Here is a 15,920-nt window from a genome sequence, read left to right on the forward strand (position 1 = left end):
ATCCTCTGTAGGAGCTGCGTTACAGATCCAGCACCAGCAACTGCTCGCTCTGCGCCGGCACTGCGCAGCAAATCAGCACCTGCCCCGCTTCCGGCATGTCCGCCGGGGGCTGTGGATAATTCACCGCGCCACTGACCAGGCGCGTCTTGCAGGTGCCGCACGAACCGCCACGGCAACTGAACTCGGGGCGCAGGCCACGGCTTTCTGCGAGCTCCAGCAGACTGCCGCCGTCCGGCTGCCAGCGCGCCTCCTTGGCAGAACGCTCGAACATCACCGGCACTGACGTGATGGCGGCCGGTGGTTGCTCGATGACCGCCGCATCCGGGTCCGGCTGGCGCTTGAGCGTCGACGGGCCGAAGGTCTCGGCATGGATCCGCGCGTCGCGAATGTCCAGCTCGCGCAGACTGTCGTAGACACTTTGGGTAAAAGCGCCGGGGCCACAGACAGCAAAATCGATCTGGTCGTAATCCTCGACCTCCAGCAGATCGCGCAACAGTGCCCCATCAATGCGCCCATGGCGGTCGAAATCCTCGCCCTCGTGCGCATCGGCTTCCGGCTGACTGAGCAGGCGAATCACCCGAACTGCGTCGCCAGCACTGTCCAGCAAGCGATCGAGTTCCTGGCGAAATGGCTGATCGGCCAGGCTGCGCGAACTCTGCAGCAACCACGTCGGCCGGATCCTGCGGGTGCGCAGGCCTTGATACACCACCTCACGCAGCATCGACAGCAACGGCGTAATGCCAACCCCCGCCGCCAGCAGCACCAGCGGCCGTTGTTCCAGCGGCGCCACCGTGAAGTGCCCCTGTGGCGCCCGTGCCTCGAGGACATCGCCGACCCGGATCTGCTGGTGCAAATGGCCTGAAACCAGGCCCTCGCGTTTCACACTGATGCGCAGGAAATCATCCGATGGCGCACTCGACAGGCTGTAGGTGCGGATATGCGTTTCCCCGTTCAGAGTGAAGCGCAGCGGCAGATGCTGGCCAGCCTGAAACACTGGCATCCCTGCGCCATCGTCCGGTTGCAGATAGATCGAGCGGATGTGCTGGCTCTCCCTTTCGATACGGGTTACCCGCAGCGGCCGCCAGCGGTCACCGAGAGCCTTGGCCTGCAGACGTGCGTCCGCCTGGGCCCAGGTGCCGGTCAACAGGCTGGTGGGCGACATACCGTCGAAGCGCCAGCGCAGGGCCAGTGCCGCCGGACGCCGCACGAGTTTCTCGACTTCGAATGTCCACAGACGCTCGGCGCCCTGGAACGCTTCAATCTGCGGCCCTTCAAGGATGATTTCGGTCCGCCCGCTCAGTTGCAGCACATCGCCTGTGGAAAAGTCGATGAACAGCAGACCAGCCTTGGGATTGAGCAGCAGATTACCGAGCGTGTTGAAGTGCAGATTGCCGGCAAAATCCGGGATGGTCAGGCGATGACCTTCAACCCGGACAAACCCGGCCTGCCCGCCACGATGGGAAACATCCACCGCACGTTGTCCGTCGGCATCGACGTAACTGGCGACAAAGAAGGTGTCGGCGCCTTCGATCATCGACCGGGCCGCGTCATCAAGACCGTCGCCGTGCTGCGCTGGCCGCGTCTGCGGATCGGTCAGCGGTACGCGCTGGAACTGGCGTAGCTGGATGTATTGCGGACAGTTGCCGAAAGCCTGATCCACGCTCACCTCGAAACCCTGCTCGGTGAGATTGGCGACATGACCGTTGAGGCGATTGCGGCGGCGGGTATGCAATTCAATGCCGAGCAACCCGATCGGTTCGCCATTGCGCAATTGCGCTGGATCATCAGCAGCGGGTTGGCTGGCGAAATGCAGATGCCCGGGATCAGGCGAATGAGCAAACCCTGGCGCGCCCTCGAGCACACTGGCCCATGGACGCCCGTCACCATCGACCGCGCCGTACAGCATGAACGGCAATTGCTCATAAAAGGCGCGGTGTTGATCCGGCATCCAGTCGCGAATCACTTTTCGGCCAAAGGCCTCCATGCGCTCGGCAACGCCGACATGGGCCTGCAGTTGTTGCTCGCCAGCGTGCCACGGTGAACGTTCCATCACGCCTCTCCCCGCGCCGCCGGCGCATTGTGGATAACTCGATCAGATCAGGGCTGAACCTCAGGCAGTCTTTTGCAGACCAGCGACCGTGCGTGGCATGCCGACAAAACCGGGCAAGGCTTCAACCCGCGCCAGCCAGGCACGCACGTTGGTGTAGTCGTCCAGCGACACGTTGCCTTCCGGCGCATGGGCGATGTAGCTGTAGGCGGACACGTCGGCGATGGTCGGCTCGCTGCCGGCCAGGTACGGGGTCTTGCCCAGTTCCACGTCCATCACTTTGAGCAGGTTGTGCGCACGGGTAATCGCTTCTTCAGCATTCAACTGTGCGCCAAACACCGTCACCAATCGGGCAGCAGCAGGTCCGAAAGCAATCGGCCCTGCTGCGGCCGACAGCCAGCGCTGAACCCTTGCAGCGCCCAGCGGATCGGTCGGCAGCCAGCGACCATTGCCATACTTGAGCGCCAGGTACACCAGAATCGCGTTGGAGTCGGCCAGCACTACACCGCCATCATCGATCGCCGGCACCTGGCCGAAGCTGTTGATCGCCAGATACGGCGCCTGCTTGTGCTCACCCTTGGCCAGATCGACCAGGATCAGTTCGGTCGGCAGTTGCAGCAGGGACAACATCAGCTCCACCCGATGGGCGTGGCCGGAACGCGGGAAGTTGTAGAGTTTGATCGCTTGCATGGTCGACTCCGCTGGAGGTGGCGCCGTTCGGGATGGCAGCGCCGATGGAGGCCATCTTCCCCCCATCCTCAAAGCAACAGAATCACCAGCAATCGCAATCGATTATTTCACTGAATGAAATAACGCTGCGTTCTGCAGCGCCGGATGCTCTCGCAAGGCTTTCACTGCATGGTCGACAAAACTGCGTACCCGCGCCGGTGCCTTGCGCCCGCCTTGATACACCACATGGATCGGCAGCGGCGGCAGTTCGAAGTCGGCGAGGACAATTTCCAGCTCACCGCAGGCCACCTTGCCGGCGACCTGATAAGACAACACCCGGGTCAGCCCCAAGCCCAGGCAAGCCGCAGTAATCGCCGCCTGGTTGGCGGTGACCACCAGCCTCGGTTCTGGCCGCACGCTGATCGCTTCGCCCTGATCCACAAACGGCCAACTGCGCAACTGGCCGATGGCCGAGGTCGCCACCACCGGCGCGCCGGCCAGCGCCTGTGGATGCTCGGGGCGGCCGTACCGGGCCAGATAGGCCGGCGACGCACAGATCACCCGCCGCACTTCGCCAACCCGGATCGCGTGCTGATTGCTGTCCGGCAACTCACCGATGCGCACCGCGACATCGATGCCCTCCTCGACCATGCTCACCACCCGATCAACCAACAGCGCATTGATCGAAACGTCCGGGTATTGCGTCAGATAACTGGTCATCAGCTGCGTGACAAACAACTCACCGAACAAAACCGGCGCAGTCACCGTCAATTGCCCACGGGGCTGGGCGTGACTGCCGGCCGCCGAATCCTCGGCTTCCTGCACCTCGGCGAGAATTCTCCGACAGTCTTCCAGATAACGCTGACCCGCTTCGCTCAGATGCACACTGCGTGTGGTACGGATCAGCAACTGTGTGCCAATACGCTGCTCCAGCGCTGCAACCGCGCGAGTGACACTGGCGGCGGACAAGCCAAGGCGTCGCGCCGCTGCCGAGAAGCCCTGCTCCTGAGCCACCGTGGCGAAGATCTGCATTTCCTGGAAGCGGTCCATGGATGCCCTCGAGTCGGATACAAAAATCGCAGCCGAGGCTGCGATTTTTGCGGGTGTGAACAAGAAATAAAGATTGTCACAGGGCCTCACGGATTTCGCGGCCTCCAAGGGTGTTCGAAGAAGCGCATCGAAAAATAAAGGCTGTCACAAAAATCGATATCCACAAAAAATGGAGCCTACTGCAATAAATAAAGGTTGTCGCAGGATTTAACCAGGATCCGAAAGTCTCAAAGGGGCCCTAAATTTGAAGGCCTGCCGGTTATGATGCTTTAGCTGTAAGCATTGCTAAGAGAGCAAACGAATGCTCATGACCGCGACTGAAAGCGAGCAGATATGACGGAATCAGATAACCGTGGCTCTATCTTCATCTCATACGCGTGGGGCGAAAGCTTCGAGAACAAAGAATGGGTACGTCGACACATAGTTTCCTATTTGGAATGGAACCATGACGTCTTCTGGGATCGAGACAACATCGATTACGGCGAGCTACCAGACGTTGTCATTTCCAAACAGTTGGCTAAGCGACCGCTGACGGTTTTGTGCCTTTGTGATCAGGACTATTTGCAATCGGCGAAAAAAGAAGGCTCCGGACTGTCTCGTGAGCTACAGATGCTGGCCGAAATTATCGGTCAACCTGGTGTCAGGGTTATACCGCTAATCCTTGAGTCTGGATGCACTGGTCACCTACCGGATCCCTTGATCAATCGCATTTACCTAAATCTTCAGCCCTTAATACAGCGGAAGATAGATATCGGGATGACGCTAGCGGATCTGGCGGAAGGTTGCAGCCAGGCAGTGGTGCAATCCGGTATCAATAAGACGCTGGCCGCATTCAAGCTACGAGAGCGTGCCAATACTTATCTCAGGAAGACCCCAATAACGTTATGGGGCAACCCTCAAAATCATGAAGTCACTGTCTATTCTGAGGAAGCTGCACCCTACCTGCTAAAGCCTCCTAAGTGGATGTGGGAAAGCGATCGTTGGAATTACATGCTCAATGATGACGGCCCGACATTTTGCCCCACCAAAGGAATCTGGCATTGGGAATGTTGCGCTATCTCTCTGGATATACGCCCATTGAGTACAGCGGCGGTATCTACATTTTTTCCGCAACTAACCAGTGTGGATGAACAGGAGTTACTGAATACGGCAGGCATACTGCTGGCATCAAAACTGTTCAAAACCTTCAAAATTAATGAGATCTTCACGTTCAGTGCTGAGGATCTGACGACCTACCTGATCAACAGCGAAGATGGATTTCGTATCCTTGAGCGACTGCTGGACGCAGCCGAAGCCATTGCCCATGCCTGACCTCGCTACGCCGTAGCGTTGGCAATCAATACGTGGAAAGGGCTTCACGGCCTCGCTGAACTCTTCAGACGAGCTCCTGAATGAGATAGTGATTTACCTCCTTCACAACGCTGCGAGCGGTGCGTGTCACCCCGATCAACGTCGCGGAAGCCAAGCCAGTCCAGTCGCCATAGCCAACTATCCAAAGCCGAGGTTCGATTGAAGAGCGGTTGTCGTGAACGTCGACTCGCCCCTGACCACCACATCCAGAAGTGTGTTTTGAGTGTCCATTGACTACTCCCTCCGGCTAAGGCAGGGCTCTCAAAATCGCTCGATGTAAGAGACGTGCGAAGGTTTTTGGATGGCTCGCGGTCGCAGTTGCTGTACCAACTCAACAGCTCGGGTACCGAAGCCGCTCTGCATGTCGCACCAAACGCTGCCCAAGAGCCATGACAACGACATCATCCATGTTTGCCAGATATAGTTAACTAGCCCTCCCCTCCATACGGCAAAGAGAGAAATCAATGAGTTTTTCCGTTCGTACCATCACTGTCAGCGGCATTAAAAATGCGTGAGCCTGATGGAGAGACCAAATTGGTCTGCGCGTCGTGCGTGACGGAGGGCTATCTCCAATCGTTGATCGAAGCCAAACCAAGTGGCAGCTGTAGCTACTGCGAGAAAGCTGCTGCACCGTGCTTCGAAATCGACGACTTGGCGGACCTCGTTGAAGAGGCATTCGAGTCTCATTTCCGTAGAACACCATCGGAGCCCAGTGATTACGAGTACGCGCTGATTCGGGATCGCGAGATCAGTTATGACTGGAGCCGAGGCGGTACGCCGGTTCTCGACGTCATTGTCGATATCGCAAGCTGCGAACAGGAGGTCGGTGAGGACCTACTGGAGATCCTGCAGGATCGACATGGGTCCTACGACCCCAGCGACCCCACGGGTGATGAGGATGAATTTTCCCCCGAGTCGTACTACGAGAGGAGGAACGTCAACAGCGTTTTCTGGCAGGTGCAGTGGCATCAGCTCGAAATGGCGTTGAAGTACGAGAGCAGGCTATTCAACCAAGAAGTGTTGAATCTGTTCCAGAACGTCTTCGCGGGGCTGGAGGAGGCCCGGACGCACCATGGTGGGCTAACCATCGTCGAGGCTGGGCCTGGGACTGAGCTGCTCGGACTGTACCGGGCACGGGAGTTCCAGAGTCAGGACGAACTCAAAAAGGCACTTGAGGAGCCTGTCAAAAAACTCGGCCCACCTGCAGGTCCTATTGCGCGTGCAAACCGTATGAACTCCTCCGGGATCTCGGTGTTTTATGGAGCGAAGGACGCGAAGTCAGCTCTCGCAGAGGTTCGACCAGCCGTGGGCAGCCAGGTGGTGGTTGCTCAGTTTATGTTCACCCGGCCTTTGCGGTTGCTGGACCTGCGATCCCTAGAGTCGATCACGTGCAAGGGCAGCTTATTCGATCCTGTCTTCGTTCAAGAAGTAGAGCGCATCGCTTTCTTGCGGACGCTGGCTAGGCGGCTGACCCTACCGGTTATGCCTGGTGACCAAGACCATGAGTACTTGATAACCCAAGCGGTAGCCGACTATCTGGCGTCACTTAAAAAGCCTTTGCTGGATGGGATCATTTTCCCCTCGGTCCAAGACGGAGTTGGCGAGAATGTCGTCCTTTTTCACAAGGCGTCCCTGATCGAGCACCTGCCATATCCACACGGGACTCGTCTATCCTCAAGCCTGCTCGATTACGAACCTGAAACCGACGAGGGCTATCCGTCGTTTTCGATTCATATAACTCAGCCAAAAATTTCTAAGGAGGATAAGAGACGGCTCCGCCTGATTCCACTCGAACCTGATTGGGAATTCAAAACTGAGCGGGAACCTGCGCTGAGGCTGCTAATCGACTCGATTGTGGTGCATACCGTCAAAGCCGTAGAGGTGCACACGTCCCAAGATCGAGTGTTCATCAGCCACGGTACCGCTTTCGAACGCGCGGACGATGATGGGGCTTTCAGCGAGTTTTAGCTCTGAACTACAACTGCGCAGCTATCAGGGCAGCTTCTGCCCTGAAGGATATCGTCTGATCACGAGCACGACCGGGTAAAGCGGCAACGACATGGCGATTGATGCTGGATCACATTCGACTTGCGACGCACCTCCGGAATCAACTAATGACTGCTCCCTTAGGACCGCTTGCAATCAAGCTAGCACCACACGCGGTTTTCATACCGTGCAGTGCAATTGGGGTGCCGCAGACTGAATAGGTACTACTGCCTTCTGCGATAGGAAAAATACCTTTGCAAAGTGGACAACTGACCTTGTGGCCTACACCCGAAATCGGTTTCCCATTGAGATCGGTCTGGGGAAATGCTTCGAGCACCACTCCACCATGGCTGGTGGAGTCGCCCAAGCGAATGACGTCTTTCACCTTGCGTATCCTTGATCAGAAGTGATCGCCATAAAATGAAACGCTCGCAGGAGATTATTTCAATTATTTACTGTGCTTGTACCCAAGCCGCGCTACTCGAAGTGAAATAGTGTGTGCCCGGTTTATCGCGCACTTATGCTCCTTCGGCCTCAGCTCCAAAGACTCCAGCTAATGGGACACAACTCTCGTATGGCCTTTAGGCAAATCTCAAGGACCAAACCATATTTAAATAAACCCTGAAAAATATGATCTTTTCCGGGGAGAGTTAAGAGAGTTCACTCATTCGGCTGGATCCAGCTCAGCCATCCAGACATCCTCGTAACCCTCTCTGTCGATAATGAATTTCGCACCTTCAGGTAGGAAAAGATATTTCACTACCTCCGGAAGCTCCTCCATTAAATGCCCGGTGTGAAGCGCTTGGTAAAAACCACTAACAGGCGAATGTTCTCCACAGTGAATAAACCAACTGATCGTACCCCCCTCAGGTAGTTTGACCCTAGTCCCGTAAATTGGAGACTTATGCAGGGTATCCAAGGCAATAGCGACCATTTCCTCGGGGGCGTGTAAGGGTAATCCATACTTAGCACACACCTGTCTTTGAGATTCATCAGGAGTGATCAGTTCGGCCTGCTTCATAGCTAAATTCCTAGTTTACTTTTCATACATTTTGAAAATGCCGAAGCGTGTCCCCCCTGCTGACGAGAGCAGGTAGGGCAATGGGGCTGCACTGCTTCCAATGATGTTTGAGCCCCAACATCATTAGTACCCGTTCGATAATATTCTACTACAAGCGCATCTTTATGATCCGCGACCATTTTAGGAGCTTTCTTTCCGCACCTGACGCAGCTAAGGCCCTGCATCTCCGCTGTTTGCCCTCTAGTGGGCCCACAATCCGGAGCTCGCTTATACGCTGTGGTTATATCGGGTTTTGGATCAAAAAGCTTCCCATCAGGAACTCCTAGATCACTAAGAGGTACTTTCTTCCCGGTTCCATCGATTGTACTTGTGAGTCCGAGGGGGTCAACCCAGCCAGTTGGGTTAGGAGCATAGGTATATCCGTTCAGGCCACCTGCATAACCGATAGGATCTATACTGATATAGCGGCCAACAGCTGGATCATAATAGCGATGACGGTTGTAATGCAGCCCTGTCTCATGATCGTGATATTGCCCTTGGAACCTGATCGGGTTCATCACACCATGCTGCCTCGCCCATTCCGAGCGATGTTCCGTCACCTGCCCCCACGCCTTGTATTGCGCGGTCCAGGCCAGGTTGCCTTGGGAATCTGTCAGTTCCTGCGGCGTACCGAGGTGATCACATTGGTACCAGGACAACGCATCAAACGGTAACGCCATTGCCTTGTGATTCCACACCGGGTCTTCATCGAAGCTGTATTCACCGCTGTAATCCGGCAGCCCGATCAGATTGATCGGTGCATGTCGTACAGCCTGCGCAACAGGAACAAAAGTCCCCGGCTCGAAGACGTAGTGCACCGTGCGACCCGGTTCGCCATCGCTCTGCGCTGGACTGCTTTCCCAGGCTAGATTGTCGCCATCCCAACCGTACAAGGTGAAACCGCAGCCGAGTTCTCGCTGTTTGCGAGCGTGTTCGTTTCTGTTCCAGAGAGAGCCTGCTTCCGGGCGCTGTTTGTAGTGCGCGCGGGAGTTTTTGTGCAGGCGGCGTCCCAGTGCGTCGTAGGCGAAATCCACGCTCAGGCGCGTGTCCTCGAAATGCACCAGTCGATCAAACAGGTCCCAACACAAATCACTGCGTTGGCCGTTGTGCCATCGCTGAATCTGGTTGCCGCGTTCGTCGTAGTCGTAATGCGTGCCGATGTACTCGCGCAGCAGGTTGTCGATCAATTTGCTGCGCGGTGGGGTCAGATCCAGTGGTCGGCGAATCTCTGTCGCTTTTTCGTCGAGCAGGTTGCCGGCTGGGTCGAAGGCAAAAGTTTCCACGCCTTGACGCGTTACGGCGCTAAGCAGACGACCGACAGGATCGTAGCGATAGGCGATTGGCCCGCGGCGGCTGTCGTTGATGTCAGTCAGTTGGCCTACAGCGTCGTAGGTGTATTCGCGTTTGAGCAGCGTGGATTTGTCGTCGCTGCGTCCCAGCAACTGCTCCTGCAAGCGACCGACCGGATCCCAGCTTTGGGTTTGCAGCAGGTGGTTGCCTTGATGGCGGGCGACTTCGCGGTGCAGGTCGTCACGCTCATAGCCGATCAGTTCATGTTCATCCATGCGTAGGCCGAGCAGGTGACCGCTGCCGTACGTCAGCCAACTGACGCGGTGGCCATCGGGGCGAACGGTAGCGACTCGTTGGTTGAGCGCGTCGTACTCGTGCTGCCAGATCGCGACGGTGGGCTTTTCCAGTCCGAGATAATGTTGGTGTTCGCGCAGCAGATTGCCGGCCGGGTCGTGGAACCATTGCAGGCGGCTGTCGGCATTGTTGGCAAGCACCAAGTTGCCGTTGCCATCGTAGGCAAAGGTTTCGCTTTGCGACTGGTCGCCCAAGGTGGCGCGACGTTCAGTCAAACGTCCCATCGGGTCGAAACTCAGCGAGATGACGCGTTGGCCATTGATCGATTGGGCGAGGCGACCGGTGAGCGGGTCGTACTGATAGCGTGTGCTGCGCCCATCGAAACCGCGCTCTTCGAGCAGACGACCGACCGAGTCGTAGTGGAAGTGGGCGCGTTGTTCGTTTTCGTTTTCCAGGGCGGTTAACCGTCCGAGGCGGTCCCAGCGATAGCGCAGGGTTTGCTCGGCGGCATCGACACGTTCGGCAATCAAACCGGCCGCGCTATAGCTCCAGGTGGTGCAGCGATCGAGACCGTCGACATGCGTCAACAGCCGGCCTTCAGCGTCGCGTTCAAAGCGCTCTTCAGTCTTGTCCGGGTGCTTGATTAGCACCAGTTGGCCAGCCTTGTATTGGTATTCGGTGGCGTTACCGGCGGCGTCGGTGAAGCAGATCATCTGCCCCAGTTCGTTGTATTCCCAGGTGCTGGTCTTGCCTGAGCAGTCGACGTACTCGACCAGTTGCCCGGCGTCGTTGTAGTCCAACGTCTTTTCGTTGCCGTTGGCGTCCTTGATCGCGGTGGGCTGACCGGATTTGTTGTAGGCGTATTCGGTTTTGTTGCCCAGCGGATCGAGCGCTTCGACCAGGTTGCCTTGGTCGTCATAGGCGCGTTGCCACTGACCACCCTCGGCGTCGCTGATCTTGATCAGCAGGTCCTGATCATCGTAGGCGTAATGCATCACCGTGTGATCGGCACGGATGTGTTCGAGCAGGTTACTGCGTTCATCGTAGCTGTAGCGATCGGTGCTGCCGTCGGCATTCACGCGGCGCACGATGTTCTTGGCCTCGTCGCGGAAGAACCATTCCGAACGCTCGTCCGCGTAGCGAATGCGGTAGGTGTAGCCAAGGATGTCGTAGTAGTGCCAGGTCTCGTTGCCAAGGGCGTCGGTGACGTAGGTCAGACGAATGTTTTCGTCCCACTCCAGGCGTGAGTCGAAGCTGCCGTCGTCCGCCCATTCGCGGATGGCTTTGGCCTTGGCGCTTGAACCGTCCCACTGCAGGTTCATGCCGCGCCCGGTGCGGTCGGTGTAGCGGGTGATCAGGTGATGCTGGAACTGATACGACCAGACTGCGCCGTTCTCGTCCTGCGCCTGAATCAGATCGCCATAGGCGTCGTATTGGTAGGCGCAGAGCTGTCGCTGCGGTTCGCCGTCAACGATTTGCCAGAGACCGATAAACCGGCCGTGATCGTCGATCATCGTGCCGAGGTGCAGGTGGACTTTGGTGATGTCGTTTTCCTGATAGGTGATCAGGTCGGAGAGCAGCGAGTGTTCGCCGTGACGATGCTCGTAATGCAGCATGACCCCGGCGCCGTTGCGCAGGGAGATGTTGGTCAGTACATAACGCTGGCCACGGCGGACGTAGGTTTCCTTGCGTTCAAAACCGTGGCACAGCAATAGCTGATCTTCGCTGGCACGAACGAGGGTGATGTTTTCGATGGCGTCGTAATGAAACAGACCGACTTTGGGCAGCGGATAGCTGTGGTCACGGCCGTCGGCGCCGTAGAAGGTCAGGCCATCGTCCACGCAGTCGAAGCGCGTGGTGAACTCGCTGATCCAACGGGCACCGAGTTCGCTCTGATCGTAGGCGTCGAGCCGTGAGTTGTAAGTTCGGGTCCACTCGATCGAGAAGGGGCCGGGCAGGCTGAAATCGGTATGGCTGAAGCTTTCCGAACCCAAGGCGAAATTGATGCTGAAGTTCGTGGCACATTCACAGGGGCCTTTCTTTGGATTGGGCGCGCCTTTCGCCGGTGCCTGTTGGCCGTGGGCGGCCAACTGCCCCTCAGATGCCGTACGCTTCGCCTGTCCGGTCTTCTCCGGATGGACGGCGGCGTTCTGGCCATGGGCATTGCGCTTGCGCCACAACGTCACGGCGCTGGAAAGAATCAGCAGCAACCAACCGATGGAGTTCTGAACGGACTCATCATCCAGCTTGCTCAACTGGGTGCGCAGCTCCGGGCCCATCGCCCGCAGTTTCGCGGTTTCCGTGGCAACCCGCTTCTTCACCTCATCGGGCAGCAGGTGATCGGCCGCACTGTTGGCCAAGCCTTTGCCTGCGGCCTTATAAGCGCTGCACGCGGCGCCGAAGATGTTGCCGAACGATGCAAGGGGATCATTCTTGAATTGATCGACCGCCGCACTCGCTTGTGCGCCGGCCGCGTTTAGGTCGCCCTTGGCATCAAGCTTGCCATTGGCCACCGTCTCGAGGCCTTTGGCAATCTCGTTGATGACGTCTTCGCCCAGCTTGCCAGCGTCCGCCAGAATGCCCGGCAGTTTGCCTTTGGCCTGTTCAACAAAATCATCCAGCGTGCCGATAATCGAGGCGTTCAGGTGACCGACCAGCACCTCAATCACGGAGGTGCTGAGCAACAACTTGCTGCTGGCCCTCATCTCCTGACGCACCAGAAACAGCGTCGGACGCAGGGTCATCCGGGCTGCCGCCATCGCCGGTGGCAGCGGCAAAACACCGATCAGGTTGATGCCCAGACTGGCCCACGCGAGCAGGTCGCGTTTCTGCGCGTTCGACAGCGTGACGATGTCACCCAGCGCATCGACCAGAGCCATGATGTTGCCTACCACGGGTAAGGCGCCGGCGACGTTCTTGATTCGGTCGAGAGTGACCACACCGCCACTGGCCGATTGCAGCCAGGCATCGAAGGTCGCCGCGCTACTCGCAACGTCCTGAATGTCGATGGCATTCAGGGGAACAATGGCAACCTGAGGTTCACGTTTTACAACAGCATTTTCAGTGGTCATGACAGCATCTCACCCGCCAGCAGGCCCGGGGTTTTCAAGGAAGGTTTTGGAAGTGTCGGCGCCGGCAGACTCGGCAACTTGCCCGCCTTGCTCGCTGCCCCGAGGATCCCCGACGCACTCGGCATCGCCGCACTCGCCAGTTTCGGCAGCCCGGCCACCCCGCCCAGCACAACGCCCTTCACCTGCTGCGCCGTTTTCATCGCACCTTGCGCGGTCTGCATTGCACCCATCCCTGTCTGTGCCAATTCCTTGCCCTTCTCCAACATGTCCCAGTTCTTGCTCGGCAGCGCCTGCGCGACCATCGCCTGCACCTGACTCGGCACGTCCTCAGTACCCAGCGGATTCAACGGCCATTCCGGTTTGCCGATGTAGCTGCCGTCGCTCCAGGTGTCAGCCGGATCCTTGCCGAACAGCACCCGCGCCGGGCCCGGTGCGGCGCCGGCAACGCTGGCGAACCCCTTCGCGTCGAGCTTGCCCTTGATGCTTTTGCCGAGGGCATCGATGACTTCGTAATCGCCGTCCTTGATGCCCTGTCGCCCGGCGTACTGGTTGAACAGCTCCAGATTGCCCTTGCCCGGTTTCGGCGGTTCCGGGAACACGCCGGCCAGGGATTTCGCCCCGGTGTAGGCAAAGTTCGCCGCGTGGGCGGTGTACGGGCCGCTGGTGGCGTGGGTAATGCCGCCGGCGTTGTAGGTCGTAGCGCTGCCGCCGCCCTGGATCACCAGTTCGGTCTTCGCGGTGATGGTGATGCGGTCGGCATTGGCGGTGATGTTGAGTTTGGCCAGCAGGTTGATGCTGTCCTTGAGCGCCTTGACGTCGATGTCGCCGGAGGCCGCCACCAGCCTCCAGCCCATGCTCTGCACGAACAGGCGCATGCCGCGACTGGCGCTGGCCAGCAGGCGTTTGCCGATGGAAAAACTGGTGTGACCGGTGCTGCTCAACGCCAGGTGTTCGCCGGTGGCGATATGGCTGGAGCGCGGCGTGGTCAGGGCGATACCGGCGGGACTGGCGAGCACCAGATGCGGCTCGGTGAACTCAGGGAATTCGTTGGCGGTGAGGTTCGCAGGTCCCGAGCCGAGCACGCCCTGGTGCTGCGCGTGCAAGGCCTTGGCCACGTCGTCCTGATCGCCCGCTTCCTGGGCCTGAAGCTCTTTGGCTTGCGTGGCGAAACCGCCCTGTTGATCGCTGGCCGTAGCCAGACGTTCGGCGGTTTCCGGCAGGTCCTTGTGGTGCTTGGATTCGTTCGGACGCGGTTCGGTGGTGATCAGCAATCCCGCGCCCGCACGCACGGCGCCGTGGCGGTCGGTTCTTAATTCAAAACCTTCACCCCGAGGCTGACCGCCGCTTGGACGTGGATGGGTCAGGTAACCGAGGTTGATCGCGCTCGCACCGTGATCACTGCGCAGCGCGATGCTGATTTCGCTGGTGGTGTCGTCGATGCGCAGTTCGTTGGCGCGGCTGCCCTTGTATTCCTTGCTCTTGACCGTGGCCAGGGTCTTGAAGTCCGGCAATTTGTACGGCGGCAGGTTGGCGCCGTGGTACAGGCAACCGGTGATCAGCGGCTGGTCGGGATCGCCTTCGAGGAAGGTGATCAGCACTTCCATGCCGACCCGCGGAATGTTAATCGAACCAAATGTTTCGGCGGCCCAGCTGGAGGCCACGCGCATCCAGCAGGTGGTCTTGTCGTCGTGCTGACCTTCGCGGTCCCAGAAGAACTGCACCTTCACCCGGCCGTACTGGTCGCAGAAGATTTCTTCGCCTTCGGGGCCGGTGACCACGGCGCTTTGCGAACCGAGGACTTTGGGTTTCGGGTGATCCAGCGGCGGGCGGTACGGCACATCCCACGGGATCGCGTTGAAGCGGTTGCGATAGCCCTGATGGAAGTCGTCCTTGTCGTCGGTGGTGTCGCTGGTCACCGACTCTTCCAGCACTTGCGGCTGTTTGCCTTCGTGGAAGATTTCAGTGAGCAGCCACAGGTCGTTCCACGTCGGGTTGGCGTGGTCGGTCAGGGCCAGAAAATGCCCGGTGACGAGGATCGGCTGGTCGCTGTTGCCCTCGGCCAGGCGATAATCGCTGCGGTGGCGTTCGAGGTTGCGGTGGGCCAGGTGCTTGCCACGCTCGCGATCCACGAAACGACCCGGGTAATCGTAATCTTCCAGGTCTGGCTGGGCGCTGCTTTTGGCGTCGCTTTCTAGCTCGATCTTCGGTCTGACGAAGTCGTAATCGCGTCGCGTGGTGCGGCTGGTGCGGGTGGCCAGACGCAGGCCGAAACGCTTGACCACCGGTTTGTCCGCCACCAGCCCGGAGTCCTGCTGATAAGCCACCGGCGCGAGTTTCGGGAACACCGTCTGGTCATCGCCGAAGGTCAGTTTGTGGCCGCTGGACGTGTGCTGGAAGTGGTAATGAATCCCCTCCTCCTCGCACAGGCGCTGGACAAAATGCAGGTCACTTTCATCGTACTGCGTGCAGTAGATGCGCTCGGGATAGATCGCGCTCAGCTGGAAGTGGTAATCGCTGGCGAGGATGCCGTGTTCTTCCAGCACCTGACTGATGATCTGCTGCACGGTCATCTGCTGGAAAATGCGCTGGTTGAAGCGGTGCGCGAGGTACGAAAGCTGTGGTCGCAGGGAGATCTTGTAGCGGGTTAGGCGTTTGCCAGCCTCGCCCTGGGCGATGCTGTAGATCAGCCCGTGAATGCCGCTTCCGCTCGGCGACAGCTGAAGAAACGCCAATTTGTGCAGCAGGCTTTCGAGATTGATCGAGGTCTTTTCGCTGACCAGTTCCAGCTCGAATTCAAAGGGCGTGTTGAGGGCTTCTCGACCGGTGAACGACAGCACCTGGAAATCGCTGTCCGCGCCATCGATGGTCAGGTTGAAATGAGGCTGGTTGGCCGGTGAGAACATTCCCTTGTCCCTTGCGCAGTGCTGCGATACGCGCCAGATCGCTAAGAATCTGGCGGCAAAAAATTCTTTTGAAATTCATGATCTCGGCCAGCAGCGCTGGCCGAGACAGTACAACCATCAGCCGCGATTAAACGACTGGAGCACGCCAGTCATCTGAACCCGAAGTACCGGATACTTCGTGGGTCCAGGTGATTTTGCGG

Annotated in this window: 9 protein-coding genes and 2 pseudogenes; 2 read left to right on the plus strand and 9 right to left on the minus strand. The window is 58.4% G+C overall.

All coding sequences use genetic code 11. The features are described 5' to 3' along the window. Window positions 1-19: 19 nt before the first annotated feature. From B1722_RS11415 to B1722_RS11425, 3 genes are all read right to left on the minus strand, one after another. Window positions 20-2,050, minus strand: coding sequence for a pyridoxamine 5'-phosphate oxidase family protein (locus B1722_RS11415; RefSeq protein ID WP_041073787.1), 2,031 nt, complete (start codon window positions 2,048-2,050; stop codon window positions 20-22). A gap of 60 nt (window positions 2,051-2,110) precedes the next feature. Beyond that, window positions 2,111-2,737 carry a glutathione S-transferase family protein gene (locus tag B1722_RS11420; RefSeq protein WP_041073785.1) on the minus strand — a complete coding sequence of 209 codons (627 nt, stop codon included), beginning with the start codon at window positions 2,735-2,737 and terminating at the stop codon, window positions 2,111-2,113. A gap of 102 nt (window positions 2,738-2,839) precedes the next feature. Continuing rightward, window positions 2,840-3,766 (minus strand): LysR family transcriptional regulator, encoded by a 927-nt coding sequence (locus tag B1722_RS11425; RefSeq protein ID WP_041073783.1) that lies wholly within the window; start codon window positions 3,764-3,766, stop codon window positions 2,840-2,842. A 333-nt stretch (window positions 3,767-4,099) separates the two neighbouring features. Between B1722_RS11425 and B1722_RS11430 the strand changes: the two genes are divergently transcribed. After that, the gene (locus B1722_RS11430; protein WP_086792550.1) at window positions 4,100-5,077 is read left to right on the plus strand and encodes a toll/interleukin-1 receptor domain-containing protein; all 978 of its coding nucleotides are present in this window, start codon (window positions 4,100-4,102) and stop codon (window positions 5,075-5,077) included. Between the two features lie 64 nt (window positions 5,078-5,141). Here B1722_RS11430 and B1722_RS29820 read toward each other — a convergent pair. Then, window positions 5,142-5,318 (minus strand): annotated as a pseudogene (locus B1722_RS29820) (pyridine nucleotide-disulfide oxidoreductase); the annotation flags it as partial. Window positions 5,319-5,623: 305 nt separating this feature from the next. Here B1722_RS29820 and B1722_RS11435 point away from each other — a divergent pair. Further along, complete coding sequence (locus B1722_RS11435) at window positions 5,624-7,084, plus strand: RES domain-containing protein (protein WP_084234281.1); 1,461 nt, start codon at window positions 5,624-5,626, stop codon at window positions 7,082-7,084. Window positions 7,085-7,223: 139 nt separating this feature from the next. Here the strand turns inward: B1722_RS11435 and B1722_RS11440 are convergent, their stop codons facing one another. The 5 genes and pseudogenes from B1722_RS11440 to B1722_RS28950 all read right to left on the minus strand — a co-directional run. Continuing rightward, entirely contained in the window at window positions 7,224-7,487 is a 264-nt protein-coding gene (locus tag B1722_RS11440; protein ID WP_084234279.1) for a PAAR domain-containing protein, read from the minus strand. A 279-nt stretch (window positions 7,488-7,766) separates the two neighbouring features. Next, the gene (locus B1722_RS11445; RefSeq protein ID WP_086792552.1) at window positions 7,767-8,123 is read right to left on the minus strand and encodes a hypothetical protein; all 357 of its coding nucleotides are present in this window, start codon (window positions 8,121-8,123) and stop codon (window positions 7,767-7,769) included. 2 nt (window positions 8,124-8,125) lie between these two features. Further along, on the minus strand, window positions 8,126-12,817 hold the full coding sequence (locus B1722_RS11450) for an RHS repeat-associated core domain-containing protein (RefSeq protein ID WP_084234277.1): 4,692 nt from the start codon (window positions 12,815-12,817) through the stop codon (window positions 8,126-8,128). Further along, a complete protein-coding gene (locus B1722_RS11455) occupies window positions 12,814-15,720 on the minus strand; it encodes a type VI secretion system tip protein VgrG (protein WP_041073777.1) in 2,907 nt (968 codons plus the stop codon). Before B1722_RS11455 ends, B1722_RS11450 begins: the two co-directional genes overlap by 4 nt. Before the next feature lie 127 nt (window positions 15,721-15,847). Continuing rightward, window positions 15,848-15,920, minus strand: a pseudogene (locus B1722_RS28950) (type VI secretion system tube protein Hcp); the annotation flags it as partial.

Origin of the sequence: Pseudomonas sp. SCPG-7 (assembly GCF_002156405.1) — a bacterium.
Classification (GTDB): Bacteria; Pseudomonadota; Gammaproteobacteria; order Pseudomonadales; family Pseudomonadaceae; genus Aquipseudomonas; species Aquipseudomonas parakoreensis.